The 24,583-nt window shown below is 62.5% G+C and carries 25 protein-coding genes and 1 pseudogene; 8 read left to right on the top strand and 18 right to left on the bottom strand.

Going from position 1 to position 24,583, the window contains the following annotated elements; genetic code table 11:
- Positions 1-265: pseudogene (locus VR74_RS11775) on the bottom strand (hypothetical protein); the annotation flags it as partial.
- 26 nt (positions 266-291) lie between these two features.
- Positions 292-1,263 carry an oxidoreductase gene (locus VR74_RS11780; RefSeq protein ID WP_045697040.1) on the bottom strand — a complete coding sequence of 324 codons (972 nt, stop codon included), beginning with the start codon at positions 1,261-1,263 and terminating at the stop codon, positions 292-294.
- A gap of 165 nt (positions 1,264-1,428) precedes the next feature.
- On the opposite strand from VR74_RS11780, the gene VR74_RS11785 reads away from it, so the two are divergent.
- On the top strand, positions 1,429-2,025 hold the full coding sequence (locus VR74_RS11785) for a tetratricopeptide repeat protein (protein ID WP_045697042.1): 597 nt from the start codon (positions 1,429-1,431) through the stop codon (positions 2,023-2,025).
- A 4-nt stretch (positions 2,026-2,029) separates the two neighbouring features.
- On the opposite strand, the gene VR74_RS20975 is transcribed toward VR74_RS11785, so the two are convergent.
- Positions 2,030-2,572 carry a polymer-forming cytoskeletal protein gene (locus tag VR74_RS20975; protein WP_299950316.1) on the bottom strand — a complete coding sequence of 181 codons (543 nt, stop codon included), beginning with the start codon at positions 2,570-2,572 and terminating at the stop codon, positions 2,030-2,032.
- A 156-nt stretch (positions 2,573-2,728) separates the two neighbouring features.
- Here VR74_RS20975 and VR74_RS11795 point away from each other — a divergent pair, with 156 nt between their 5' ends.
- Complete coding sequence (locus VR74_RS11795; RefSeq protein WP_299950318.1) at positions 2,729-3,385, top strand: GH25 family lysozyme; 657 nt, start codon at positions 2,729-2,731, stop codon at positions 3,383-3,385.
- A gap of 8 nt (positions 3,386-3,393) precedes the next feature.
- On the opposite strand, the gene VR74_RS11800 is transcribed toward VR74_RS11795, so the two are convergent.
- The 7 genes from VR74_RS11800 to miaA form a co-directional block, all read right to left on the bottom strand.
- Positions 3,394-3,960 carry a GNAT family N-acetyltransferase gene (locus VR74_RS11800; RefSeq protein WP_045697044.1) on the bottom strand — a complete coding sequence of 189 codons (567 nt, stop codon included), beginning with the start codon at positions 3,958-3,960 and terminating at the stop codon, positions 3,394-3,396.
- A 13-nt stretch (positions 3,961-3,973) separates the two neighbouring features.
- Positions 3,974-4,993: a ketol-acid reductoisomerase gene (gene ilvC, locus VR74_RS11805; protein ID WP_045697046.1), complete on the bottom strand. Its 1,020-nt coding sequence runs from the start codon at positions 4,991-4,993 to the stop codon at positions 3,974-3,976.
- Positions 4,994-5,039: 46 nt separating this feature from the next.
- Positions 5,040-5,693, bottom strand: a complete 654-nt coding sequence (locus tag VR74_RS11810; RefSeq protein ID WP_045697048.1) for a hypothetical protein — start codon at positions 5,691-5,693, stop codon at positions 5,040-5,042.
- Positions 5,690-6,259 (bottom strand): acetolactate synthase small subunit, encoded by a 570-nt coding sequence (ilvN, locus tag VR74_RS11815; RefSeq protein WP_045697050.1) that lies wholly within the window; start codon positions 6,257-6,259, stop codon positions 5,690-5,692. Before ilvN ends, VR74_RS11810 begins: the two co-directional genes overlap by 4 nt.
- Positions 6,256-6,954 carry a hypothetical protein gene (locus VR74_RS11820; RefSeq protein WP_299950320.1) on the bottom strand — a complete coding sequence of 233 codons (699 nt, stop codon included), beginning with the start codon at positions 6,952-6,954 and terminating at the stop codon, positions 6,256-6,258. Before VR74_RS11820 ends, ilvN begins: the two co-directional genes overlap by 4 nt.
- Positions 6,955-6,991: 37 nt before the next feature.
- Positions 6,992-8,788, bottom strand: a complete 1,797-nt coding sequence (locus VR74_RS11825) for an acetolactate synthase 3 large subunit (protein WP_299950322.1) — start codon at positions 8,786-8,788, stop codon at positions 6,992-6,994.
- Positions 8,789-8,960: 172 nt separating this feature from the next.
- A complete protein-coding gene (gene miaA, locus VR74_RS11830; protein WP_045697054.1) occupies positions 8,961-9,911 on the bottom strand; it encodes a tRNA (adenosine(37)-N6)-dimethylallyltransferase MiaA in 951 nt (316 codons plus the stop codon).
- Between the two features lie 55 nt (positions 9,912-9,966).
- On the opposite strand from miaA, the gene serB reads away from it, so the two are divergent.
- Both serB and VR74_RS11840 read left to right on the top strand, forming a co-directional pair.
- Positions 9,967-10,890: a phosphoserine phosphatase SerB gene (gene serB / locus VR74_RS11835; RefSeq protein ID WP_299950325.1), complete on the top strand. Its 924-nt coding sequence runs from the start codon at positions 9,967-9,969 to the stop codon at positions 10,888-10,890.
- 211 nt (positions 10,891-11,101) lie between these two features.
- Positions 11,102-12,274 carry a histidinol-phosphate transaminase gene (locus VR74_RS11840; protein ID WP_045697056.1) on the top strand — a complete coding sequence of 391 codons (1,173 nt, stop codon included), beginning with the start codon at positions 11,102-11,104 and terminating at the stop codon, positions 12,272-12,274.
- 29 nt (positions 12,275-12,303) lie between these two features.
- Here the strand turns inward: VR74_RS11840 and VR74_RS11845 are convergent, their stop codons facing one another.
- From VR74_RS11845 to hflK, 4 genes are all read right to left on the bottom strand, one after another.
- A complete protein-coding gene (locus VR74_RS11845) occupies positions 12,304-13,752 on the bottom strand; it encodes a Do family serine endopeptidase (protein WP_045697058.1) in 1,449 nt (482 codons plus the stop codon).
- 78 nt (positions 13,753-13,830) lie between these two features.
- Positions 13,831-14,031, bottom strand: coding sequence for a DUF2065 domain-containing protein (locus VR74_RS11850; RefSeq protein ID WP_045697060.1), 201 nt, complete (start codon positions 14,029-14,031; stop codon positions 13,831-13,833).
- A 12-nt stretch (positions 14,032-14,043) separates the two neighbouring features.
- Positions 14,044-14,940: a protease modulator HflC gene (locus VR74_RS11855; RefSeq protein ID WP_045697062.1), complete on the bottom strand. Its 897-nt coding sequence runs from the start codon at positions 14,938-14,940 to the stop codon at positions 14,044-14,046.
- Positions 14,940-16,061, bottom strand: a complete 1,122-nt coding sequence (gene hflK / locus VR74_RS11860) for an FtsH protease activity modulator HflK (protein ID WP_045697064.1) — start codon at positions 16,059-16,061, stop codon at positions 14,940-14,942. Before hflK ends, VR74_RS11855 begins: the two co-directional genes overlap by 1 nt.
- Before the next feature lie 143 nt (positions 16,062-16,204).
- Here hflK and VR74_RS11865 point away from each other — a divergent pair, with 143 nt between their 5' ends.
- Positions 16,205-17,311 (top strand): P-loop NTPase, encoded by a 1,107-nt coding sequence (locus VR74_RS11865; protein ID WP_299950327.1) that lies wholly within the window; start codon positions 16,205-16,207, stop codon positions 17,309-17,311.
- Positions 17,312-17,320: 9 nt separating this feature from the next.
- On the opposite strand, the gene VR74_RS11870 is transcribed toward VR74_RS11865, so the two are convergent.
- Both VR74_RS11870 and VR74_RS11875 read right to left on the bottom strand, forming a co-directional pair.
- Positions 17,321-18,229 (bottom strand): SMP-30/gluconolactonase/LRE family protein, encoded by a 909-nt coding sequence (locus tag VR74_RS11870; RefSeq protein WP_045697065.1) that lies wholly within the window; start codon positions 18,227-18,229, stop codon positions 17,321-17,323.
- A 109-nt stretch (positions 18,230-18,338) separates the two neighbouring features.
- On the bottom strand, positions 18,339-18,881 hold the full coding sequence (locus tag VR74_RS11875) for a dihydrofolate reductase (protein WP_045697067.1): 543 nt from the start codon (positions 18,879-18,881) through the stop codon (positions 18,339-18,341).
- Between the two features lie 145 nt (positions 18,882-19,026).
- On the opposite strand from VR74_RS11875, the gene VR74_RS11880 reads away from it, so the two are divergent.
- Positions 19,027-19,692: a hypothetical protein gene (locus VR74_RS11880; protein ID WP_299950329.1), complete on the top strand. Its 666-nt coding sequence runs from the start codon at positions 19,027-19,029 to the stop codon at positions 19,690-19,692.
- Positions 19,693-19,696: 4 nt separating this feature from the next.
- Here VR74_RS11880 and VR74_RS11885 read toward each other — a convergent pair whose 3' ends face one another.
- Together VR74_RS11885 and VR74_RS11890 are read right to left on the bottom strand one after the other, a co-directional pair.
- Complete coding sequence (locus tag VR74_RS11885; protein WP_045697068.1) at positions 19,697-20,383, bottom strand: aquaporin; 687 nt, start codon at positions 20,381-20,383, stop codon at positions 19,697-19,699.
- A 135-nt stretch (positions 20,384-20,518) separates the two neighbouring features.
- Positions 20,519-21,313, bottom strand: a complete 795-nt coding sequence (locus VR74_RS11890) for a thymidylate synthase (RefSeq protein WP_045697070.1) — start codon at positions 21,311-21,313, stop codon at positions 20,519-20,521.
- A gap of 158 nt (positions 21,314-21,471) precedes the next feature.
- On the opposite strand from VR74_RS11890, the gene VR74_RS11895 reads away from it, so the two are divergent.
- Both VR74_RS11895 and VR74_RS11900 read left to right on the top strand, forming a co-directional pair.
- On the top strand, positions 21,472-22,842 hold the full coding sequence (locus VR74_RS11895) for a pilus assembly protein (protein WP_045697071.1): 1,371 nt from the start codon (positions 21,472-21,474) through the stop codon (positions 22,840-22,842).
- Between the two features lie 161 nt (positions 22,843-23,003).
- On the top strand, positions 23,004-24,545 hold the full coding sequence (locus VR74_RS11900; RefSeq protein ID WP_045697073.1) for a TadE/TadG family type IV pilus assembly protein: 1,542 nt from the start codon (positions 23,004-23,006) through the stop codon (positions 24,543-24,545).
- Positions 24,546-24,583 lie beyond the last annotated feature (38 nt).

Here is a 24,583-nt window from a genome sequence, read left to right on the forward strand (position 1 = left end):
CGCCGGTGAAGGCGAGGACGTCTTTCGACTTGCGGACTTCGTATTGCTCATAGTCCTCAGCCGGACGGTCGTCCTGGGCGAACACGCTGTCATAGTCGAAGCCTTCTGGCGCGGCAGGTTCGGCCGGCGCTGCGGGGGCCGCCGCTGCTGTCGTGGTGGTCTCGATGGGCAGGAGGGCGGCGGGGTCAGACGGGGCAGGGGGCGGGGGCGTGGTGCAGGCGGCCGCGAGGCCACCTGCGATGAGGGCTGTCAGTGCGTATTTCATGCGTGTTTCCTCCTGATTATCCGGGTTCAGGCCTCGGCCAGCATTTTCTCGCTCATCGACCAGAGGCGTTCGGCTTTTTCATCATCGCAGATCCATGGCCGGGCATGCTGCCAGCGCTGGCTGTCGCCGGTTGCGAGCTGGGCGATGTCGCAGTCTTCGCAATAGACGCCGCCGCGGCCGTCAAGCCGGGGCGAGGTGGCGGCCCAGACACTGGTGGCTGCGCCCTGTTCGGGCGTCTTGAACATGGCCTGGACCTGGGGCGGGATGGTGCCGTCTGCGGCCTTCCAGCCGAGGGCGACCATTTCCTCTTCCGAGAGGTGGCGCTGAAGCGGGGTGAAGATGCCGCCGGGATGCACGGAAAAGGCCCTTACGCCGACATCGCGGCCGCGATGGTCAACGCCCAGCGCAAACAGGGCGTTGGCTGACTTGGCCTGTCCGTAGGCTTCCCATTTGTCATAGGGATGCGTGTTGAAGTGCGGGTCGTCCCAGAGAATGTCGGAGCGGACGTGCCCGGTCGAGGACAGGGCGACGACGCGCGCGGATTCGGCCCGCTGCATAGACGGGGCGAGCGCCAGGCTCATCGCCATGTGGCCGAGATGGTTGACGCCGAACTGGCGTTCCCAGCCGGGGCCGACGCGCCCTTCCGGGCAGGCCATGATGCCGGCATTGTTGATGAGGATGTCGAGGCCGCGTTTGGCGTCGTCATAGTCGCGCGTGAATTTCTCGACCGATTTGAGGTCGGCAAGGTCCATCGCGGCAATCTCGATCTCGCCGGCCACGTCGGCCAGGGCATCTTCTGCCACTTCGACGCGGCGGGCGGGAACGGTGACCCGCGCCCCGGCGGCGGCAAGGGCGCGGACGGTCTCGAGGCCGATGCCGGAATATCCGCCCGTGACGATGGCGTTCTTGCCTGTGAGGTCTATGCCTTCAAGCACTTCGCTGGCGGTCGATTTTCCGTGAAAGCCTGATCCGATGGGTAGCTGGTCTTGTGCGGCCATGCGCCTGATGTCTCCCGATTTCAGTGTCTGTTTGCGCGAGTTTGCGCCCTGGCGGCTGCGGCGGCAAGGGTCGGGTCTGGACTTCTTGCGCAGTGCGCCACGTGGACGGTTCCCCGGACGGGGCGTATGATTGGTCTCAACCCAAATCATGCGGAGTGTTCGACCATGCGTCATCTCACAAGCCTGTTACTCGTCGTTGCGGCCAGCCTTTCAGCCGCGCCCGCACTGGCGCAGGGCAACCAGGTGGAGCGCACGCAGGCGGAAATCGCCCTCGAAGAGGCGGCGGAGACGCTGGCGAAGGATCGGGCGGGGCGCGCTGAAGCCATGCGCGAATGCGGGGCAAAGGACTATGCCGCATGCACAAGGCTGGGCGACTATCACCGCAAGGGCCGGGGCGGCATCCAGGATTACGAGGCAGCGGCGGAAGCCTATCGCAAGGCCTGTTCGGGCAAGGACGCAGCCGGGTGCGCGACGCTCGCCTATCTGGCCGCGAAGGGCAGTGGCATGGAGCAGGACCTGCCAGAGGCCCGGCGCCTGTACAAATTATCGTGTGACATGGGCGAAGTCAGCGCCTGCGCCGGATATGGCAACATGCTGTACGCGGGCAAGGGTGGCCCGAAGAATGTCGCCGAAGGCACGCGGCACCTGCAGGCGGCCTGCGATGGCGGGTATGAATGGGCCTGCGACCGGATCACGGGACTGGGCGCCTATGATCCGAATGATGACACCTGGGAACGCCTGAAGGATGGCGCGGGCCGCTGAGGCCCTAATTGCCCGATCCCGACTTGGCGGGCTGGGCGAACATCGTATTCGTGAACGCCGGCATCGGCGCCGGACGGGGCGCTGCAGCGGCTGGCGCTGCGGCCAAAGGCTCAGGCGATGCGGAGGGCGCCGGCAGGGGAGCAGGGGCAGGCGCGGTGGCGGCCTCGCCCTGTGTCAGCCAGCCGGCCGGACGTTCGGGTGAGATGAGGAGATCTGCGAGTATGCTGGCGCCTTCCTCGACCCGCATGCTGGGCGCGTAGGCACGGCCTTCGAGGCGGCATCCGGGCCAGGCTTCGATCACCTCGCTGGCGCTGACGGAGCCCTTGATCCTGCCATGGACGATGATGATGGTGGCCGAAACATTGCCTTCGATGACGGCGCCGGCCTCGACGACCAGAAGGCTGTCAGTGGTGATGTCGCCTTTCACATGGGCAGACAGCATGACCGGCCCGGAAAAGGCGAGTCTGCCTTCGAGCACGGATCCTGCCGAGAGGGAGCTGCCGTCTTGCGAGCGCGGCGGACGCGGCGTGGAGGGTTGATTGGCCAATGGATTCGTCCCCGGGTGACTGAATAATTTGGGAAAAACAAGCAAATCACGTGCCACACGCGAATTTCCGGCACGGCGGACCGCGCAGAGGTTGAGCCGCGCAATGGCTTGGGTTTGGACGCGACGGGGCCATCATTGCATGCCAGACTGGCGGTCATGACAGTCAGATTCGCAGCATTTGCAGCAGTCCTGGCCCTGGCGGCGTGCGCGCCAGCGGGGGAGCCGGGGCCGGATGGCGGCCTGTTGCCGCCCGGCGCGCGCGGCATAGACCTGTCCCATCATAATGGCCGCGTGGACTGGGAGGCGCTGGAGGCGGAGAACCTTGATTTCATCTACCTGAAGGCTACCGAGGGCCGCGACTGGAAGGACACGGCCTTCCAGTCAAACTGGATCGAGGCGACCCGGCGGGGATATCACCTCGGCGCCTATCATTTCTACATCCTGTGCAAGCCGTGGGAGGCGCAGGCTGTGAATTTCATCCAGTCAGTCGAAGTGCGCGGCGGGACACTGCCGCCGGCAGTCGATCTGGAATATGCGCATAATTGCGAGCCCTTCCGGGACGAGGCGGGCACGAAGGCGGACTTGCAGGCCTTCCTCGACCGGCTGGAGGCCGAGTATGGCGCAGCGCCTGTCATCTACACAACACCGGAATTCCACGCCGACTGGATCGCCGGATCGTTTGACCGCTATCCGCTCTGGATACGCAGCGTCGATGGCCCGCCGGGCATGCCCCATGCGATCTGGCAGTATTCGATGCGGGGAAAAGTGGCGGGCATCAAAGGCGACGTGGATCTGAACCGCGCCGCAGAGTGAGGCCGAGCTCAGGCGAGCGTTTTGCCCATGCGCAGAACCGGCACGTCCACGCCATCGGCAGAGGCGCCAATTGTATGTTCGATCAGGCGATAGCCGCAGGCTTCGTACAGGGGAACGCCGGCCAGAGTGGCGCCCATTTCCAGCCGGGTGAATCCTTCGGCGCGGGCAGCATTTTCGCAGAGGGAGAGGATCATCCGGCCGAGGCCGCGGCGGGTGAAATCCGGGTGGGTGTACATCGCGCGGATACGGGCGGCGTCCGTGCCCGGACGCAGCAGGGCGTCATTGCGCTGGGCGGCGGTATGGTCTCCGCCATAGAGCGTTGCGCGGCGGCTCCATCCGCCGGACGCGGCGAGCCTGCCCGTCTCGCCATCATGGATCAGGAAATAGGTTCCGTCGGCGATCAGCGTCCGGTCGAGCCCCATGATGGAACGCGACACGGCGATCTGCTCGGGGCTGAGGAAGTCCTTTTGCAGTTCGCCGATGGCCACGTTCATCAGGGAACTGATCTCCGCCGCGTCATCCGGCGTCGCGATGCGATGCGAGAAACCGGGACGCTGCGGAGATCTGTCAGTCATGTATTGCCAGGCCCTAGTTGCGGGCCTTGTCGACCAGGCGGTCATTCTGGGCCCAGTGCATCATGCCGCGCAGTTTTTCACCGACTTCCTCGATGAGGTGGTCGTTCATGCGGGCACGCTTAGCGTGGAAGCTGGGGGCGCCAGCCTGGTTTTCCAGCACCCAGTTGCGGGCGAATGTGCCATCCTGGATGTCGGTGAGCACGCGCTTCATTTCGGCCTTGGTGTCGGCGTTCACGATGCGCGGACCGGAGACATATTCGCCATACTCGGCCGTGTTCGAGATCGAGTAGTTCATGTTGGCGATGCCGCCTTCATAGATCAGGTCGACGATCAGCTTGGTTTCGTGGAGGCATTCGAAATAGGCCATTTCCGGGGCGTAGCCTGCCTCGACCAGCGTTTCGAAGCCGGCCTTGATCAGCTCGACGATGCCGCCGCAGAGAACGGCCTGTTCGCCGAAGAGGTCGGTTTCGGTCTCTTCACGGAAGGATGTTTCGATGACACCGGCGCGCGTGTTGCCGATGGCTTTCGAATAGGAGAGGGCGACATCCTTGGCGGTGCCGGAGGCATCCTGATGAATGGCGATGAGGCCCGGCAGGCCGAAGCCCATCTGGTATTGCGCGCGCAGCGTATGGCCGGGGCCCTTGGGCGCCGACAGGGAAATGTCGATGCCGGCCTTCGGACGGATCAGGTTGTAATGAATGTTGAAACCGTGGCCGAACATGATGTGCTGGCCTTCGCGCGTGTGCGGCTCGATCTCGTTGGCCCAGACAACGGCCTGCAATTCGTCGGGGATGAGGATCATCACCACGTCAGCCCATTTGGTGGCTTCGGCGGGCGTCATGACCGTCAGGCCTTCGGCCTTGCACTTGGCGCGGCTGGCGGAGCCTTCCTTCAGGCCGACGACGATATCCTTCACGCCGCTGTCGCGCGCGTTCAGCACGTGTGCATGGCCCTGGCTGCCATAGCCGATGACGGCGACCTTCTTCTTCTGGATCAGGGAAAGGTCTGCATCCTGCTCGTAATAAACTTTCATTGGCTTCAAAAAGCTCCGCTTTGGGGTGGGGTTGATGGGGTGTGGTTCAGTTGGCGTCGCAAATCCAGCCGTCGCTGAAATTGGCCACGCCGATGATCATCTGGTTGATCCGGGCAATCTCGTCAGACGCGCGCGCATGGCGTGAGAAATGCCGTGGGCCTTCAGGCGTGACGATCGTGGTGATGATGTCGTGCGTGTCGAGCAGGAGCACAACGCGCCGCGACCCGTCGGGATTGACCGAAACGTCTTCACGCGGACCATAGGCGGGAAGCGCCGATGTGCCGACAGTCTCCAGTGCGGACGCGACCTTGGCCGAGACAATTTCGGACAGGTTCGTGCCAAGCCTGCAGACGGGCACCCTGTTGCGCTCGGATTCGTCTCCCGGCACCGAATGCGCCGACAGCCAGTAGGACGGGCCGGTGCCGATCACGTCATAGATATAGGCCGCGCCGCTGGGGGAGGCGGTATCGACGATGCGGATGACCGGCCGGGACGAGCCTGCGGCCAGACGCTCTGACCGGTTCACGAGCTGTGCTGCGCGGTCGATATCGCACTGCAACTGCGCCGCTTCCGCGTCATCCGCCAGGGCGAGCGCGCTGCCGGCAACTTTCGGACGGCAGCTTTCCGGCGGATCCTCGGCGGCGCTGGCAAGGCCAGCGGCCAGAAAGACGGCGAGTGTTATGGCCTGAAGTCGCATCATCCCTGCTCCTTTCCCCGCTTGATCGACAGGACGCCTGTCCGGCTGACCTCGACCAGTCCGAGCGGACGCATCAGGTCGATGAACTGGCTGATCTTGTCAGATGCGCCCGTCAGCTCAAAGATGAAGCTCGCATTTGTCGTGTCGATGACGCGGGCGCGGAAGATTTCGGCGATGCGGAGGGCCTCGACGCGGACTTCGCCCGTGCCGGCAACCTTGATCAGCGCGAGCTCGCGTTCGATGCCGCGTTTCGACTTGGTGATGTCGATCACTTCGCCGACGGGCACGATGCGCAGGAGCTGGGCCTCGATCTGTTCCAGGATGTGCGGCGTGCCCTGGGTGACGATGGTGATGCGCGAGCGGTGCTGGCTGGCGTCAACCTCGGCGACCGTCAGGCTGTCAATGTTGTAGCCACGCCCGGAAAAGAGGCCGACGACCCGCGCGAGGACGCCGGGTTCGTTGTCGACGAGCACGGCCAGCGTGCGGCGCTCGACGGCTTCGTCCGCGTGAGAGAGAAAGTAGGCCGACTTGGGCGCGCCCGTTGTATTGCCGATTGTTCCGTCGCTCATTGTCGCGTCTCCATAGGGGTGGCGGGCCGCTGCGACGTGTCGAGGACAAGTCCGGGCCTGCGGGATTCAAGGCGTGCTTTCAGCGCATTGGCGCGGTCGATGGCTTCGCGCCGGTTTTCGTGGGTCTGGTCGTCATAGCGCTCGACTATCTTGTCGAGGCGGCGCGGGTCGAGATGGGCCTGCAGTTCCGACACCATCAGACGGCGGCAATCATCGATATAATCTGCGCTATTGTCGCCGGTCGGGCCGCCATCACGTGTCAGGGCATCGAGCTCGAAATAGGCCCACATTATCGCATCGAGGATGGGCGGGCGGTGACCGCGATAGGCGCCGTCCTTGTCCATGCCCTTGTTGTCGGCGTCGAGGTTCGGGAAAAACATGCGGCCGCGTTCGACGAGGGCAGACAGGTTGATCATCAGGCTGTGCTTGCCGGCGGCGAAGGTGCCGTTATTGGCCTGCAGGTGGCGGGTGCGGGCGAACATGGCGGCGCGGCCGAGGGCATCAATCGCGTGATTGCCCCATTCGAGGCTGGCTGCATCAATGCTCTGGCGCAGGCGTTCGGTCTGCAGGCGGCGCTGGCGGCGGGTTTCGGCGCGCGACACGAAGGCGCTGACGAGCGCCACCAGCGCCGAGCCGATCGCGATCACCACATCAAGGTGTTCGCGCAGCAGGGCGAGGATATCGCTCATACTCATCTACACAATACGTCCCAAAACCCATGCCTGTCCGGCGCTAGACCAGCTTCTTCCCGGCGTCACTGACTTCGTTACCAGTTATCTCCCCCAGGATCATCTCATTATGAGCAGACCCCGACGGAATCATCGGCAGGCAATTCTCGGCCTTTTCGACACGGCAATCGAACAGGACCGGGCCGTCATGGTCGATCATTTCCATGATTTTCGCATCGAGTTCAGCCGGATCGTCGCAGCGGATGCCGTGGCCGCCGAGGGCCTCTGCCAGTTTGACGAAATCAGGCAGGCTTTCCGAATAGGAATGGGAATAGCGCTCGCCGTGCAGCAATTCCTGCCACTGGCGCACCATGCCCATCCATTCATTGTTCATGATGAAGACCTTGACCGGCAGCTTGTGCTGCACGGCGGTCGAGAATTCCTGCATCACCATCTGGATCGAGGCTTCGCCGGCAATGTCGATGACCAGCGCGTCGCGATGCGCTGTCTGGATGCCGACGGCTGCGGGCAGGCCGTAACCCATCGTACCGAGGCCGCCGCTGGTCATCCAGCGGTTGGGTTCCTCGAAATGGTAGAACTGGGCCGCCCACATCTGGTGCTGGCCGACTTCGGTGGAGATATAGGTGTCCCGGTCCCTGGTCAGCTCATAGAGGCGCTGGACGGCGTATTGCGGCTTGATGACGGTATCGGAGTTCTGGAAGGCAAAGCAGTCGCGCGCACGCCAGACGGCGATCTGCTTCTTCCAGATCGTCAGGTCGGGCCGTTTGCCCCTGCGGGCGGAGAGCGCCTTGAGGATGGCTTCCAGCGTTTCGGCGCAGTCGCCGATGACGGGCACGTCAACGCGCACGATCTTGTTGATCGAGGAGGCATCGATGTCGATGTGGACCTTCTTGGAATTGGGCGAGAAGGCGTCGATCCGACCCGTGACGCGGTCGTCGAAGCGGGCGCCGACGCAGATCATCAGATCGCAATCATGCATCGCATTGTTCGCTTCGAAACTGCCATGCATGCCGACCATGCCGAGCCAGTCGGGATGGGAGGCCGGGAAGGCGCCGAGGCCCATCAGGGTTGATGTCACGGGGATGCCCGTGAGGGCCTGAAGTTCACGCAGCAGTTCCGACGCACGGGGTCCGGAATTGATCACGCCGCCGCCTGTATAGAAGACAGGGCGCCAGGATGACATGATCAGGTCGACCGTTGCGGTGACCGAGTCCTGATCCGGCGTCGTGCGCGGCTTGTAGGTGGCCTTGTGGACGCCTTCCTTGCCGATATAGGTGCCGGTGGCGAACTGGATGTCCTTGGGAATGTCGATGACGACCGGTCCGGGACGGCCCGATGTGGCGATCAGGAAGGCCTCGTGGATGGCGCGGGCGAGGTCATTGACGTCGGTGACAAGGTAATTGTGCTTGGAACAGGTGCGGGTGATGCCGACCGTGTCGCATTCCTGGAACGCATCGGTGCCGATCAGGTGGGTGGGCACCTGGCCGCAAAGGACCACCATAGGGATGGAATCCATCATGGCGTCGGTGATCGGCGTGACCATGTTGGTGGCACCGGGCCCGGAGGTGACGAGGGCGACGCCGCACTTGCCGGTCGACCGGGCGTAACCTTCGGCCGCATGGCCGGCGCCCTGTTCATGGCGCACCAGGATGTGCTGGATGTCAGGCGCCGAGAACAGCGCATCATAGATCGGCAGAACCGCGCCGCCCGGATAGCCGAAGATCGATTCGACGCCTTGCTCACGCAGGGCCTCGATGACGATTTCGGCTCCGGTCATGATGCGGGGCTCATTCTTCGCCGCGTGGGCGGCGCGCGTCTTGGACTTGGTGGCTGTGGTCATGAGTGTCTCGGGATGGCTGGATCAAAAAGGGTCAGGGCTGAAATGAAAAAGGGCCCCCTGAGGAGACCCTTAAGTGCGCGCATCCGCAATCAACTGAATGGTCAGTCGACTACGGATGCCTAATAACGAGTACCAGTGATGTGCGCACAGTGCGTTTCCTCCAACGTCGGGCTTAGGAATAATCTGCCTCTTTGACGGTGTCAATCTCCCTATAAAGGGCATGAATCACCCTCAGGCGGTTTTCCGGCTCCAGGGAAGGGATGCGCGGCCAGAACGGGAATTGCCTGCCGATCCACGTAAATTGCCTTTTTGCATAGCGCCTTGTATCGCGCTTTGCATTTTCGGCCGCAAGTTCGGCGCTGATCTCGCCGCGCGCGAAGGCGGTAAGCCATGGCATGCCATGCGCTTTCATCGCGGGCAGTTCCGGGTCGAGGTTGCGTTCCATCAGGGCGCGGGCCTCGTCCATTGCGCCCTGCATCAGCATGCCTTCGAACCGGCGGTCGATTTTCTGGTAGAGGCGCGAGCGGGGCGGGGTCAGGGCGAAACCGATCCATTCGCCGTCCTGCAGGACGGGCGGCTGGCGCTCCTCCTGGAACTGGCTGATCGGGCGGCCTGTGGCGAGCCAGACTTCGTAGGCGCGGGCGAGCCGCTGGCGGTCACCCGTGCCGAGCCACTCCGCCGTTTCCGGATCGACAGGTGCCAGCCGGTCGCGCAGGCCAACAGCGCCCTCGGCTTCCGATATGGCGCGGACTTCGGCGCGGATATCCTCGGGAACCGGCGGTATGCTGGACAGGCCCTGGGTCAGCGCCAGCAGGTAGAGACCGGTGCCGCCGACGAGGATGGCGCGCTTGCCTTTCAGCTCGATACGCTTGATCTCGCGCCGGGCTTCTTCCAGCCAGTCACCGGTGGAATAGCGGGTGGCCGCATCGACATGGCCGAACAGGTGGTGGGACACGCCGTTCATTTCCTCGGCGTCGGGGCGCGCGCTTATGACCTGAAGGTCCCTGTAAACCTGCATGGAATCAGCGTTGATGACTTCACCCCCTAGTCGCCGGGCAACGGCGATGGCAAGGGCGGTCTTGCCGCTGGCGGTGGGGCCATGAATGAGGATTGCCGGATGCATGCTCTAGACCTAAGGGCTTGTCGGGCGCGTGGAAAGCCACCAAGAGACTGAAAACATGACCCAGAAGCCGGATAATTCCCGCAAAATCCTTGCTGTCACAGCCGTGGCGGCGCCAGAGCGCACTGAACTTCCTGCAGAATTGGGGGAAATTCTCGCCTCGGCAGGTATCGGCAGCATGCAGCTGCGGGTCCTGTCGGACGGCGCGGTGTGGCAGGCGTGCGAATATGTGTTCGACGGGGGGGATGAGGGGGTGGCAGAGGCGGTACATGCCGCCGTGAAGGGGCTGGAGGCGGATGTCTGCGTGCTGCCTGCGGCGAACCGGCGCAAGCGCCTGCTGATCTCCGACATGGATTCCACCATTATCGGGCAGGAATGCCTTGATGAGCTCGCCGACTTTGCCGGGCTGAAAGCGGAAGTGTCTGCGATCACCGAACGCGCGATGCGCGGCGAACTGGATTTCGAGGGTGCGCTGACCACGCGTGTGGCGATGCTGAAGGGCCTGGAGCTGGCGGCGCTGGAAGCGGCCTATCGCGAGCGGATCACGCTGAACCCCGGCGCGCGGACGCTGACGGCGACGATGAAAGCGCATGGCGCCCATGCCGTGCTGGTTTCGGGCGGCTTCACCTTCTTCACGTCACGCGTTGCAGGCCTTTCCGGTTTCGATGCCCATCGCGGGAACACGCTGATGGATGACGGCGCGGCGCTGACCGGCGATGTTGGCCGGCCGATACTCGGACGCGAAGCGAAACTGTCGGCCCTGGATGAAGCCTCCGCCGCGCATGGCCTTGTCCGCGATGATGCGCTGGCGCTGGGCGACGGGGCGAACGACCTGGACATGATCCGCGCGGCCGGTCTGGGCATTGCCTATCACGCCAAGCCGATTGTCGCCGAGCAGGCGACCGCCGCAATCAGCCATGCGGACCTGACGGCGGCGCTGTTCTTCCAGGGCTATGCCGCCAGCGAGTTCGTTGCGGGCTAGGCTGCGCGGTTTGCAGGCATGGCGGGGCGGATTTCGCTTCACGCGCGGGCCGGCCTGACTGATTGATGGGCATGAGGCGGCGTAAGAGGGCCGAGCGAATGGATTCCCGTTGCGGCGCCGCAGCGGGCGCGGCGTAGTGGTCACCATTCCCGCGGGTGAGTTCAGTAGAGTTTTCGCCAGTTGCCCGCCCCATATTCCACAGGGCCTTCCCATGAAAAATCCTGACTATGACATGCTGATCTCGCCATCGCGGCGCAACCTGATGAAATTTGCCGGCGTTGGCGCACTCGGCGCCGCAGCGGGCCTTGCCGCCTGTACGGAAGGCGCTGGCGCCGCGACGCCGGCATCCGCAGCAACAGCGGCCATCGACCCCGATGCCATCGCCATCCTGTCGTCGAACGAAAACCCGTTCGGTCCCTCTCCGAAAGCCATGGATGCCATGCGGGCGGGTGTGGGCAATATCTATCGCTATGCGCGGCCACAGACGGTTGCTTTTGCCGAGATGATCGCAAAGCGCGAGGGCGTGGCCCCCGAGCAGGTACTGGTGACCAATGGCTCGAGCCCGATCCTCGCCGCCTTTGCGGATTATGTGCATGTGCAGGGCGGGGACCTTGTGACCTCGGCGCTGACCTATGAAGGCGTTCCGCGCGTTGCCGCGAGCATCGGGACCAATGTCATCCAGGTGCCGCTGGCAGCCGACCTCGGCTTCGATATGGAGGCCATCGCCGCAGCGATCGGTCCGAACACATCAGGGGTCTATATCTGCAACCCGAACAACCCGACCGGCAAAGTGGTGCCTCCGGCCGTGCTGAAGGCGTTCGTTGAAGAGGCATCCGCCAAAGTGCCGGTCTTCATCGATGAAGCCTATCTCGACATGTCGGATGATTATCCGGCAGGGGCGATGACCGAGTTCGTCAAGGCCGGACGGCCCGTGATCGTGGCGCGGACCTTCTCGAAGATCTACGCGATGGCGGGCCAACGGCTCGGATACGGCCTGATGCAGCCTGACATGGCGATGACGATCCGCAAGACCGGCCGCCTGTCTGACGTGAACTATCTCGGCCTTGTCGGCGGCATGGCGGCGCTCGAGGACACGGCCTATTATGAAGAGATGCGGATGAAGACGGCGCTTGGCCGCGCCAGGCTGATTGCCATGGCGAAAGACCTTGGCCGCCCGATCGCATCGGATCCTCAGGGCAGCTTCATCTACATGGATGTCGGCATGCCGAATGGCGAGTTCGCAGCGAAGATGCTGGACAAGGGCGTCAGGGTTGTCGGCGCGCGCTGGTCAGAAAAGCCCGAATGGACCCGCATCTGCATCGGACTCGACCACGAGATCGAGAAATGCCACGCTGCTGCCAAGGCGATCCTGACTTCCATCTGAGCGGATTTGGGGCGCCGCCCCGGCGGCGCCTATTTCGTAAGTTCGATCGACAGGAACTGGTCAAACCAGCCGGCATCGCCGCGCCGCTTGACGCGCAACAGGAGCGGCTGTTGCGGCGTGGTCATGGCGGTTTCCACCTTCGCCACCGTATCGGTGACGCTGGAGACCTTGTTGAAGTTCACTTCCACGATGACATCCCCGCGGCTCAGCTTGCCAAATGAGCGTCCGCGCGCGCTGACGCTGGTGACGACAACGCCTTCCACATCCTTCGGAATGCCGAAGCGGCGGCGGATATCATCGTCGATGCCGGAGAGTTCCGCGCCGAGATCATTGCTGCTGGCGGGGCCGTCGAGCATCAGGCTGGCTTCGGCCACTGCGTCATCATCCTCGAGTTCGCCCAGCGTGACCGAAATCGTGCGGGCCTTGCCGCCGCGAATGATCGAGAGTGGCACGGTCTTGCCGATCGGCGCGTCGGATATGAGGCGGGTCATTTCGCGGACGCTGGCAATCGCCTGTCCATCGAAGCTGAGGACCAGGTCGCCGACCTCAAGCTTGGCCTGGTCGGCCGGGCCGCCATCGGTGATGCGCGTGACGATCACGCCGCCCTTGCCCTTGGCCTTGTAGGCCTTGACCAGGGCGGCATCGGCATCCTGCACGTTCACGCCGAGCCAGGAGCGCCGCACCTTGCCGTGGTCGATCAGCTGTTGCGATATGCGCTTGACCATGTTGGAGGGCACCGAGAAACCGATGCCGACCGATCCGCCCGTGGGCGAGATGATGGCCGTGTTCACGCCGACGACTTCGCCGCCGAGATTGAACAGCGGGCCGCCGGAATTGCCCCGGTTGATGGCCGCGTCTGTCTGGATGAAATCGTCAGACCGGCCGGCATTGAGGTCGCGGTTGCGTGCCGAGATGATGCCGGCGGAGACCGAGCCGCCAAAACCGAACGGGTTACCGATGGCGATGACCCAGTCACCCACTTCGGCGCGGTCGCTGTCGGCAAGGTCGACATAGGGCAGCGGGGTGTTGCTGGAGACTTTCAGCACGGCGAGGTCGGTGTCGCGGTCGCGGCCAATCAGCCTGGCGTCCAGCACGCGGCCATCGGAGAAATTGATCTCGATCTCGTCAGCGTTTTCGATCACGTGATTGTTCGTGATGATGATGCCGTCGGGGCTGATCACGAAGCCGGAGCCGAGCGAGCCCTGACGCTCGAAACCGTCCTCATCGCGGCCGAAGAATTCATTGAAGCGTTCCATCGGCGAACCCTCCGGAAAGGTGGGCAATCCGTTCGGTGCGATGGTCTGCTGGGTCGAGATGTTCACAACGGCCGGCATCAGGCGCTTTGACAGGTCGCGGAAGCTTTGCGGCTGCACTTTCTGGTCGACGCCTTCAACGGGGCGCGACAGGCTGCCTTGAGCCGAAACCGGCAGGGCAAGGGCAGCGAAGAAACCGAGGGCGGCGAGTGCCGGAATGCGCATGAGGCGAGGGGCTCCTGAGAGTCGGATGTTGCACGTAGCCTGATCAGTATGGCGCTTTGCGCCCCTGTTGCAACAGGCTCAGGCGGCTCTGACTGCAAACACGAGCAAGGCCGCGCCGATGACAGCTGAGGCGAGGCCCGCAAAGGCGATATCGCGGCTCGGCATCTCGGCGAGGCGCGCGGCCATGCGGCGCATGAAATCGGGGGCGATCGCGTAGATCGCCCCCTCAAGAAAGAACCAGATTCCGGCCGCAGCCAGTATCAGATAGAACGTTGACACGTGACTTCAGCCCTAACGGGCGCCGCCATTGACGCGGGCGCTCTCGATGAACTCGTCGCAGATGCCAAGGCTTTTCGGACTAACAATCACCTGCGTGCCTTCCTGAATGGCCTTGTCACAGGCGATCAGGGCGCGCTGGAAGCGGAAGAATTCCGGATCCTTGTTGTAGGCATTGGCATAGACCTGGGTCGACTTGGCGTCGCCTTCACCGCGGATGATCTGGCCCTGCTCGCGGGCCTGGGCCTCGATGACCGTTCTCTCACGGCTGGCCTGGGCGCGGATCAGGCGGGACTTTTCCTCGCCCTCGGCACGGATGCGCTGGGCTTCCTGAAGACGGGCCGACTGCATCCGGCTGTACACGCCCTGCGCCACTTCCTGCGGAAGGTCGGCCTGGCGGATGCGGACGTCGATGATGTCGATACCGTCATCGGTCAGCTGATCATTCACCTTGGTGCGAATCCGGTCCATCAGCTGTGACCGCTGGCCGGAAATGATTTCCGGGACCGGCACATCGCCCAGGGCTTCGCGGATGTTCGAGTTGGTGATCTGATTGAGCTGTCTGGCAGCGGCGGTCTCATTGCGGAAACGCTGGTAGAATTTCAGCGGATCCTTGATGCGCCAGCGGACAAAGGCATCGACGGTGAGACGGCGCTGGTCGGACGCGAGCACTTCGATGTTCTCGATATCAAGGCCGATATTCTTCTTGTCGAGCTTTTCGATCTGCTGGAACATAGGGATCTTGAAATAGAGGCCGGCCTGGTCCTGCCCGGCCGCGTTATAAACCTGTTTCGGTTCGCCGACCTGCAGCATGAGGGCCTGTTCGTCCTGACGGACGACGAAGAATGAATTCATGAGCACCAGAACTACGGCGCCGACGACAATGATGGTTAGCCATCCAAAAGCACGCATTATTGCTGCCCTCCGCTTGGTTTCTGCTGGGTACGTTCCAGCGGCAGGTAGGGAACGGCGCCGGAGTCCTGATCCATGATCAGCTTGTCGGAGCGCTCCAGCACTTTTTCCATGGTTTCCAGGTACATGCGCTCACGCGTCACGCGCGGCGCCTTGCGGTATTCCTCATAGATCTGTTCGAAGCGCGAGGCTTCACCCTGGGCATCGGCGAGGACCTGGTCGCGATAGGCTTCAGCTTCCTGCAGCAGGCGCTGGGCCGTACCGCGGGCCTGAGGCACCACTTCGTTGGCGAACTGGGTCGCCTGGTTGATATTCGTCTCGGCATCCTGTTCGGCCACGTTCACATCGTTGAACGCCTCGATCACCTGCTGGGGCGGATCCGACCGGTCGATCGTGACGGCCAGAATCTGGATACCGGCACGATAGTCATTGAGCAGGGCCTGGATCTGTTTGGCCACTTCCGTCTGCACGACATCGCGCTCGGTCGTAATAACGCCTTGCAGGCGCGTCTTGCCGACGACTTCACGCATCACCGATTCGGCGACCTGTTCGACGGCTTCCGACGGGTTCTTCACGTTCAGGATGAAGTTCTCGGGGTTCTGGGAATCCACCTTCCAGAAGACGGAGAACTGGATATCGACGATATTCTCGTCCTGCGTCAGCATCAGGCTCTCTTCGAGCGTGTTGCCGATCCGGGTTTCCTTGCGGTTTTCCACTTCGACAAGCACGTGTTGCTCGAACGGGGCAGGCAGGTGGAAATGCAGGCCGGGGCCGAAATTGGTTTGCCATTTGCCAAAGCGGAAGACGGCCGCCTGCTGGGTCGGGTCGACCATGACGACGCTTGTGGACAGCCAGCCGAGCAGGCCAATGCCGATGAGCACAATGAAGCCGAGCGGGCCAAAATTCGGGCCCGTGCCGCCGCCGCGGCGTCCACCGCCTCCGCCGCCACCGCCGGAGCGCTTGCGAAACCGCTCCTGCATGCGTTTCATCTGCTGTTCGAGATCGCCGTTTCCGGAACCGCCAGCCGGGCGCGTCCAGGGCGAGCCGCCATCCTTGCCGGGTTCATCATCAGATCCGCCGCCCCACGGGCCGCTGGATTTCGTCTTGTCGTCCCAGGGCATAGCCCCTCCTGTTATTGCTTTTGCAGGCTTCTATATAGGTGTTTCGGTGATAAGTGCATGCCTCAATCTGAGCTTCAAGGACGCAGGGGTTATATTACGTGTTTGGTTCGAAGCAAAAATCACGTCGGAAACTGGCTGCGCAGGTGCGTGACGCACTGGGTGCGCCTGACTGGCTCGAGTCGGTCGATGTGGACGATTCCGGGCGCGCTATCCTTGTCCTGCTGGCCGATCCAGCCGATACGCAAGCAGCCGAGGCGCGCCGGATCGAGGCGGAAGGCCGGGCTGAACTGGTGGCGGGGGTGAAGTCCGTGACCAGTATCCTGACGGCTGAGAAACCGGCTGCGCAGGCGCCGCAGGTCAGGCTGGAACCGTCTCCAAGGCGGGTATCGAAGGGCGCGCGGCTGTCCGACGAGGCGATGCAGCAGGGCGCTCCACCAGAAGCGGCGGGCATTCCGAAGATTAAAGGTATCGACCGGATTCTCGTTGTGGCGAGCGCCAAGGGCGGCGTCGGCAAGTCGACCGTGGCGGTGAACCTGGCGGCGGCGATGGCGAAAACGGGCATGAAGGTGGGCCTGCTGGACGCCGATGTGTATGGCCCGTCGATTCCCACCATGCTGGGCATGCAGGATGCGCACCCGGAAACGGCCGCATCGAAAAAGCTGGTTCCGGTTGAGGCGCATGGCCTGAAAACCCTGTCGATCGGCTACCTGTCTGATCCGGACTCGCCGATGATCTGGCGCGGGCCAATTGTCATGTCGGCGATTGCGCAAATGCTGAATGATGCCGAGTGGGGCGCGCTTGACGTGCTGGTCATCGACACGCCGCCGGGCACGGGCGACGCGCAGCTGGCGATTGCGCAGCGCGTGCCGGTAACCGCTGCCATCATTGTCACCACGCCGCAGGAAGTGGCGCTGGCGGATGTCCGGCGCGGTGTCGCCATGTTCACAAAGACCGCCGTGCCGGTGCTCGGCATTGTCGAGACGATGAGCTGGTTCGAGGACCCGGCCGGCAACCGCCACTACCTGATGGGCGAAGGCGGCGGCGCCGACATGGCGCAGACGCTTGGCCTGCCCCTGCTGGCGCAGATCCCGATGCTGCAGGCGATCCGCGAAGGGGGCGACAGCGGCCAGCCTGCGGCGCTGGCGGCCGGCGAACCGGCCCGGATTTTCCACGAATTGGCGCGCACCGTGGCCGTGGGCCTCGATACGCTGGAGACCAAACCGGCGCCGGAGATCGTTTTCGAGGGCTGACGCGGCGCCTCAGGCGTTGAAGTTGAGGACGAGACCCGGTTCCGGCCAGCGGCACTTGATGAGCTTGCCCGTGCTCGACAGGGTCAGCCAGGCATCCATCATGTCGTCGCCGCCAAAGGCGATATTGGTGACCAGCATGTCCGGGAAGGCTGCGTGGCTGAACTCACCCTTCGGTGTGATCGTGGTGATGCCGCCATTCAGGATGGTTGCGACGCAGACATTGCCGGCGGCCGTCATGGCGAGGCTGTCGAAATATTGCAGGCCCGGCATGGTGGCGACGACGCGGCCGCCATTGAACGGGCTGGCAGGCCTGATCTCGCCGGGGGCGACCAGGTCGAAGGCCCACATGCGGCCGGTCATCGTATCGGCCATGAAGACCGTCTGTTCGTCAGGCGAAAGGCCGACGCCATTAGGCGAGGAATAGTGGAAATCGAGTTCGGCCGCCTCGGAGGCGCCATGGGCCAGGAAGAACAGGCCGCCGAAATCGCGGTGCCGGGAATAGGTTTTCCCGTGATCGGTAAAATAGAGATTGCCAGCCTTGTCGAACACCAGGTCGTTCGGGCCCTTCAGGGGGTTGCCGCCGACCGTGTCGAGAACACGCTCGACCTTGCCGGTTGAAAGGTCGATCCGCTCGATCCGGCCGCCGGAATAATCATCCGGGCAGTTGCCGGGAATGAGCAGCCCGCCGACATCATGGTATTGGAAGCCGCCATTGTTGCAGCACCAGAGGGCGCCGTCCGGGCCGATGGCGAGGCCGTTGGGGCCGCCGCCGGGCGTGGCGATCACTTCCGACTTGCCGGCGCCCCAGTGTCGCGAGATCTGGCCCTTCTGGATTTCGACAATGATGACGCTGCCATCCGCCATGATGACGGGGCCTTCGGGAAAGCCGAGGCCTTCGGCCACGAGTTCGAAATCCATGCGCATTCCTCCTTGTTATGGAGGCATACTAGGGCTGGCGCACGGCGCTCACAACGGGTACCGCCGGGGGAGCAGGCGGTGGGGCCGAGGCGGGCGTGAGGGGGCGGACTTAGGCGTCGGTGCGGGCGTCGGCCGTTATGCGCTCTAGCTTGCGGATGGTGAATGCGTGGTCGTCGCCGTCGCTGACCTCGAAACGTGCGGCAGAGGCTTCATGCCATTCGTGATCGGGCAGGGCAGGGAAGAAGGCATCACCCTCAGGCGCGGCATCGACGTCGGTCAGGTAGATTCGGTCAGCCAGGGGCAGGGCCCGCTTGTAAATGGCCTCTCCCCCGATCACGAAGACTTCGGTCTTGCCGTCGCGCGCGGCGATGGCCTTGGCGGCGTTTATGGCAGGCGAGAAGCTGGAATAGACCCGTGCGCCGGGCGCGTCATAGGTCCAGTCGCGGGTCATCACGATGTTCTCGCGATCCGGCAGCGGGCGCCTTGGCAGGCTTTCCCATGTCTTGCGGCCCATGATGATCGGATTGCCCAGCGTCACCTTCTTGAAGAACATCAGGTCGCTCTTCAGGCGCCAGGGCAACTGCCCGGCAGCGCCGATCACATTGTTCAGACCGCGGGCCACGATAAGGCTGAGTTTGACGTCACTGTGCATTACGGCAGTACAAGTCCTTCAGGTTATTTGTGGTTACGGGGCAATTTTCCCCTCGCTTTGTTAAGCATGTGGAACACATCGTTTTGTGGTCGAAGCAACCTGATTTGTCAGCTATCAGAGACCAATTGCAGTTCGGGGGGCAAGTGTGTTCAGCTCAATCATCTCTATTATCACCAATGGGAACCCCAGTCAGGCCGTTCAGGTTGTCGGCGCGCTGACTCTCACCTTTACGGCGATTTACCTGCTCAAAGGGCGCGGTTGGGCCCTGATGTATGTCGCTTTGATACCTTTTCTCAACTGGTCTTTCGGCGTGATCCCCGAATTCCAGATTGCCGGCAAAAGCGAGACCTGGACACAGGGGATTTCGCTCCACCCGATGACGCTGGTCACCGGCATGGTGTTCGTGATCCGCGACTTCGTCCAGCGGGAAATGGGCCACCGGGTGCTGGCCGTGATGGCGATGGCTGTGGCCTGGTCCTTCTATTATGCGTGGCCGGTGATCGCGCTGGCGAGCGGCATCGCCTTTGCGGTATCGGAGGGCGTCGACTGGCTGATGTTCACCTTCACCAAGTATCGCCTGTCGACACGGATCCTGTTGTCGAGCGCCCTGGCGGCGCCGGTCGACACAACCGTCTTCCTTTACGGCGCTGACCTCGCCAAGCAGATGGAATTCGGGGCCGAGCCCGGCAATTCGCTGCATGTCGCCAACTGGGTCGTTTTCGTGATCGGGAAAATGGTGGGCGCCGTCATTGTTTCGCGGGTCATACGGCGCCGGGAAGACCTCGGCCTGACGAATCCGGCCGAGGCCTGAACCGCTAGGCGGCGTCCTTGTCGAGCAACCCCGTGCGGCCTGCCATGCCCGCAAGTCCTGCACCAACGAGGGGCGCGACGAGGAACAGCCAGAGCTGCGAGATCGCCTCGCCGCCGGCAAACAGCGCCGGGCCGAAGCTGCGCGCCGGATTGACCGAAACGCCCGTGACCTGGATGCCGACAATGTGGATCGCGGTCAGCGTCAGGCCGATCGACAGGCCGGCCATGGCGGTTGGCGCGGCAACATGGGTCGAGCCCAGGATGACGACGAGGAAGATGAAGGTGGCGACGATCTCGAACACGATGGCTGCGGCCAGCGTGTATTCACCGAGATAGCCCTCTCCCCAGCCATTCTGGCCGAGTCCTTTGACCGCGACATCATAGCCCGCCTTGCCGGTTGCGATCAGGTAGAGGATGCCCGCCCCGATCGTGGCGCCGATGAATTGCGCCACCCAATAGGTCAGCATGGTTCTGGCATCCATGCGTCCGGCGACGAATGCGCCGAAACTGACAGCCGGATTGACATGGCAGCCCGAGACCGGGCCGATGCCATAGGCCATGGCGACAATGGCCAGGCCGAAGGCCAACGCGATGCCGAGTTGTCCGACATGCTCGCCTGCAAGGACGGCGGCGCCGCATCCGAACAGGACCAGCGTGAGTGTGCCGAGAAGCTCGGCGGCGAATATTTTCATGGTGGTTCCCTCCCAGGAAAAGACGGCTGAGCACCGTCGGGGACGGAATTTGCTTGAATTCGCCGGTTTGGGCAATCGGTACCCGCAAATCACGGCTGGGAACGGCAGGATATTGTCCTGCCGGAGGGGAGGGGGTCAGACCGCGACAGGTGCCTTGATATGGGCGTGGGGCGTGTAGTTCTCGACCCTGAAGTCCTCATATTCCCAGCCGAACAGGTCGGTCTTGCTGGGATTGAGGGTGATGGTCGGCAGGGCGCGCGGCTCACGCGAAAGCTGGAGCTGCGCCTGCTCGATATGGTTCAGGTAGAGGTGGGCATCACCAAACGTGTGGACGAATTCGCCAGCCTGCAGGCCTGTCGCACGGGCCATCATCAGCGTCAGCAGGGCGTAGGACGCGATATTGAACGGCACGCCGAGGAAAATGTCGGCCGAGCGCTGGTAGAGCTGGCAGTTCAGCTTGCCGTCCATGACATTGAACTGGAACAGGCAGTGGCATGGCGGCAGGGCCATGTCGTTCACATCCGCCGGGTTCCAGGCCGAAACAATCAGGCGCCTGGAATTCGGGTTGGTGCGGATTTCATCCAGAACCCACTGGATCTGGTCGATCACGCGGCCATCGGGGGCGGCCCAGCTGCGCCATTGTTTACCATAGACGGGTCCGAGGTCGCCATTCTCGTCGGCCCAGTCGTCCCAGATGGAAACGCCATTGTCCTTGAGATAGCGGATATTGGTGTCGCCCTTCAGGAACCAGAGCAGTTCGATAATGATCGAACGCAGGTGCAGCTTCTTGGTCGTGACCATCGGGAAACCGTCAGCCAAATCAAAGCGCATCTGGCGCCCGAACACGGCCCTTGTGCCGGTTCCCGTGCGATCTGCGCGTTCGAAGCCGTGTTCGAGAATGTCTGACAAGAGGTCGAGATACTGTCTCATGCGGGGACTCTCTGGTGCGATTCGCTGGCCAAAACCATTAACACAAACTTGCCCGATGTTCCCGAAATTCTCAGCCGCTACACACCATATTGAATGAATCTTGTGGGATATTTGCGGCTGTATCCAATACGAAACCTGAGCGGGGGAGGTACAGCACGATGAAAAAAACTGTCAATGACCTGGCCAAGAGCTGGCGCGCCGACGCGCGCGGCAACACGGCCATCATCTTCGCCTTGTCCATCATTCCGATCCTGTCGATCGTGGGTGTGGCGATCGACACGCAAATGACCGTGACCCAGAAAAACAAGGTCCAGGCCGTCGTCGACAGCGCCGTGATCTTCGGCTCCCGCTCCATGCAGGCCGGCGCCTCGCGGACGGACGTAACGAAGGAAGTAACGTCCTATGTTGCCGCCCTGCTGAAACAGCAAAGCAACTCGCTCGACTGTGCCCCGGTTGCGCTCGAATATGCAGACGACGCTGAAGACATCAATGCGTCGATCTTCTGCTCGCAGCCGACAACCCTGTCGAACCTGTTCGGCCAGAGCAAGATGAACTTCAGGGTCCGCGCCGGTTCGACCTATGGCATCGGCAAGGTCGAGGTTGCGTTCGTGTTCGACGTGTCGGGCTCGATGGGCAGCAAGGGCAAGATGGGCGACCTGAAGGCTGCGGCCCTCGATGCCGTCACCATGCTGTTGCCGGAGACCTATGATGCGTCGAAGTCGGACGATGTGCGTCTCGCCATGACCAGCTATGACACGATGGTCAATGCGGGCAGCTATTTCAAGGCGGTCACCAACGAGAACCCGACGCGCACCTATACGGCGACCTATGAAAAAGAAGAAAAGGTCTGCACAAAGACCAACAAAAAGGGCAAGTGCACGAAAACCAAAAAGGTCAAGACACCTGCGGAGACGTCCAAGACGATCACCAATACGTGCGTCAAGGAACGTGTGGGATCGGACGCCTTTACGGATGAGGATCCGGGCCCGGGCGCATGGCTGGAAGCGGCCGAAGCCAAGTATAATGCGTATAAAAACAGCTGGTCTGTCGAGACCTGCAACAGCATTGGTCCGCTTCCGCTGACAGACAACCGGTCAGCCCTGAACGCCTATGTCAACAACCTCGATGATTTCAGCATGACGGCCGGTCACATGGGCGTTGCCTGGGGCTGGTATCTGATCGATCCGAAATGGGATTCGGTCTGGCCGTCGGCGTCGAAGCCGCTGCCCTATGACGAGCCGGATGCAACCAAGGCCATCATCATGATGACCGATGGCGAGTTCAACTCCTATTTTTCGAGCGGCCAGGGCAATTCCTTCGACCAGGCGAAGGCGCTGTGCGACGCTGCTAAGGAAGAGCATATCGTGATTTATACAGTCGCGTTCCAGGCACCGCCCAAGGGCCAGGAAATTTTGGAATATTGCGCCTCCAGCGCCGACCATGCCTTCAGCCCCGAAGACGGCCAGCAGCTGAAGGACGCCTACAGCATGATTGCGCAATCCATCTCCGATCTGCGGATCACCTACTAGGATTTCGGACTTACCCGGCCGGCGGCAGGACGTGAAACATGGTTTACCGCGTCTTGCCGCAACCGCGTGAAACACGCTGACAATTCTAACTTAGAAACAAACACTTCAAGGCAATCTGACGCGTGGTTGCGGCCAGGAAGGCCGTGGATGAGGCGGGGAAAATGTACAGGCTCCAGAATCATGTTCGTGTCTGTCACTATGCAGCCGACAGGCGAGGCAATCTCACGGTCATCGCCGCGATCGCGATTGTGCCGATCCTCTGCATCGCAGGGATCGCGATTGACGTGCAGATGGTGGTTACGCAGAAAACCAAGGTGCAGGCGGTGATCGATAGTGCGGTCATTGCGGGATCGAAAGCCATGCAGGCGGGCAAGACCCAGGCGGAAATCAGCACGCTGGTGTCGAACTATGTCGACGCCCTGATCGGGACGCAGGGCGAGGGTCTGTCATGTGGAGATCCTGCCGTCGTTTTCGAGGATGGCACACAGAACATCGTGGCCGCCATCCGGTGTTCCCAGAAGACGACGCTGACGCAACTGCTGCAGCGAGATGAGCTGTACTTCTCCGTCACGTCCGGCACGACCTATGGCATCGGAAATGTCGATGTCGCATTCATTTTCGATGTATCCGGATCGATGAACTCCAACAGCCGGCTCGACAATCTGAAGGCATCGGCAAAGGTTGCCTTTGATGAATTGCTGCCCGATGACCGGGAACTGGATGGCACGGTCCGCATCGCACTGACGACGTACAATGCCAACGTCAATGCCGGCGAGTTTTTCGACGATGTGACGCGCAAGATCACGCTGGGAACCGACGCTGCATCCGGAAGCGATTCGGCCCAGTCGCGCTACAACGCCTACAATAACCGCGTGCTGATCGACCAGTCGACCGGCAAGCGGTTTTTCTATTATGAGAAGGCCAGCTGCAGCAGCAGCTGCAGCTATAGCAGCAACTGGACAATCACGCCCAAGCGGCGCTGGTTTGAAACCGACATCGGCGACAACACATGCGTGTCGGAACGTGTTGGCATCAATGCCTTTACCGATGCAGCTGGCGGAACCAGCGCGACCAATGCGATGATCGCCGGCAATCCGCTATGGAACTGGGGCACCAGCAATTACAACAAGCGCAACGGCTCCAACGAGATCGAATATGGCGGGGCCAATTCCTCCTCGGGCGCGTTCAATGTGACGCCGACTTCGTGTGAAAATTCTTCGCCGCTGCCACTCACCGAGAACAAGGCAACCTTGAAATCCTATGTCGATAACCTGCATGCGGGCGGCGGCACGGCTGGCCATCTCGGCATCGCCTGGGGCTGGTACCTGATCTCGCCGAGCTGGAATGCGCTGTGGCCGACGCCTTCGCATCCCTGGGCGTGGGACGAGCCGGACACGGCCAAGGCCATCATTCTGATGACGGATGGTGAGTTCAACCAGACGCACCCCTCTGTTTCAGCCAGCTCGATCGAACTGGCCATGGAATTCTGCGATGCGATGAAGGAGGAGCCGTACAATGTGCAGATCTACACGGTCGGCTTTCAGGTGCCCTCGAATGTGGCAACCACGCCGGGCGGAAAATCCATTCTGGACTATTGTGCAACCGATGCCGGTCATGCGTTCGAACCCAGCAATGGCGAGGAGCTGACCGACGCGTACCGCGAGATCGCACAATCCATTTCTGACCTGCGGATCACCCGCTAGGCAGGCCCGCCCGCGGGCGCTTCACGCAAGGCTAAGTT

This window comes from Hyphomonas sp. BRH_c22 (assembly GCF_000961795.1).
Lineage (GTDB): Bacteria > Pseudomonadota > Alphaproteobacteria > Caulobacterales > Hyphomonadaceae > Hyphomonas.

Coding starts and splice junctions, on each gene's coding strand:
- VR74_RS11895 (WP_045697071.1), top strand. CDS start 21,472: ATGAAAAAAACTGTCAATGACCTGGCCAAGAGCTGGCGCGCCGACGCG.
- VR74_RS11810 (WP_045697048.1), bottom strand. CDS start 5,693: ATGATGCGACTTCAGGCCATAACACTCGCCGTCTTTCTGGCCGCTGGC.
- VR74_RS11820 (WP_299950320.1), bottom strand. CDS start 6,954: ATGAGTATGAGCGATATCCTCGCCCTGCTGCGCGAACACCTTGATGTG.
- VR74_RS11840 (WP_045697056.1), top strand. CDS start 11,102: ATGAAAAATCCTGACTATGACATGCTGATCTCGCCATCGCGGCGCAAC.
- ilvC (WP_045697046.1), bottom strand. CDS start 4,993: ATGAAAGTTTATTACGAGCAGGATGCAGACCTTTCCCTGATCCAGAAG.
- VR74_RS11870 (WP_045697065.1), bottom strand. CDS start 18,229: ATGGATTTCGAACTCGTGGCCGAAGGCCTCGGCTTTCCCGAAGGCCCC.
- VR74_RS11885 (WP_045697068.1), bottom strand. CDS start 20,383: ATGAAAATATTCGCCGCCGAGCTTCTCGGCACACTCACGCTGGTCCTG.
- VR74_RS11900 (WP_045697073.1), top strand. CDS start 23,004: ATGTACAGGCTCCAGAATCATGTTCGTGTCTGTCACTATGCAGCCGAC.
- miaA (WP_045697054.1), bottom strand. CDS start 9,911: ATGCATCCGGCAATCCTCATTCATGGCCCCACCGCCAGCGGCAAGACC.
- VR74_RS11780 (WP_045697040.1), bottom strand. CDS start 1,263: ATGGCCGCACAAGACCAGCTACCCATCGGATCAGGCTTTCACGGAAAA.
- VR74_RS11785 (WP_045697042.1), top strand. CDS start 1,429: ATGCGTCATCTCACAAGCCTGTTACTCGTCGTTGCGGCCAGCCTTTCA.
- hflK (WP_045697064.1), bottom strand. CDS start 16,061: ATGCCCTGGGACGACAAGACGAAATCCAGCGGCCCGTGGGGCGGCGGA.
- VR74_RS11890 (WP_045697070.1), bottom strand. CDS start 21,313: ATGAGACAGTATCTCGACCTCTTGTCAGACATTCTCGAACACGGCTTC.
- VR74_RS11845 (WP_045697058.1), bottom strand. CDS start 13,752: ATGCGCATTCCGGCACTCGCCGCCCTCGGTTTCTTCGCTGCCCTTGCC.
- VR74_RS11825 (WP_299950322.1), bottom strand. CDS start 8,788: ATGACCACAGCCACCAAGTCCAAGACGCGCGCCGCCCACGCGGCGAAG.
- serB (WP_299950325.1), top strand. CDS start 9,967: ATGACCCAGAAGCCGGATAATTCCCGCAAAATCCTTGCTGTCACAGCC.
- VR74_RS11855 (WP_045697062.1), bottom strand. CDS start 14,940: ATGCGTGCTTTTGGATGGCTAACCATCATTGTCGTCGGCGCCGTAGTT.
- VR74_RS11875 (WP_045697067.1), bottom strand. CDS start 18,881: ATGCACAGTGACGTCAAACTCAGCCTTATCGTGGCCCGCGGTCTGAAC.
- ilvN (WP_045697050.1), bottom strand. CDS start 6,259: ATGAGCGACGGAACAATCGGCAATACAACGGGCGCGCCCAAGTCGGCC.
- VR74_RS11800 (WP_045697044.1), bottom strand. CDS start 3,960: ATGACTGACAGATCTCCGCAGCGTCCCGGTTTCTCGCATCGCATCGCG.
- VR74_RS11795 (WP_299950318.1), top strand. CDS start 2,729: ATGACAGTCAGATTCGCAGCATTTGCAGCAGTCCTGGCCCTGGCGGCG.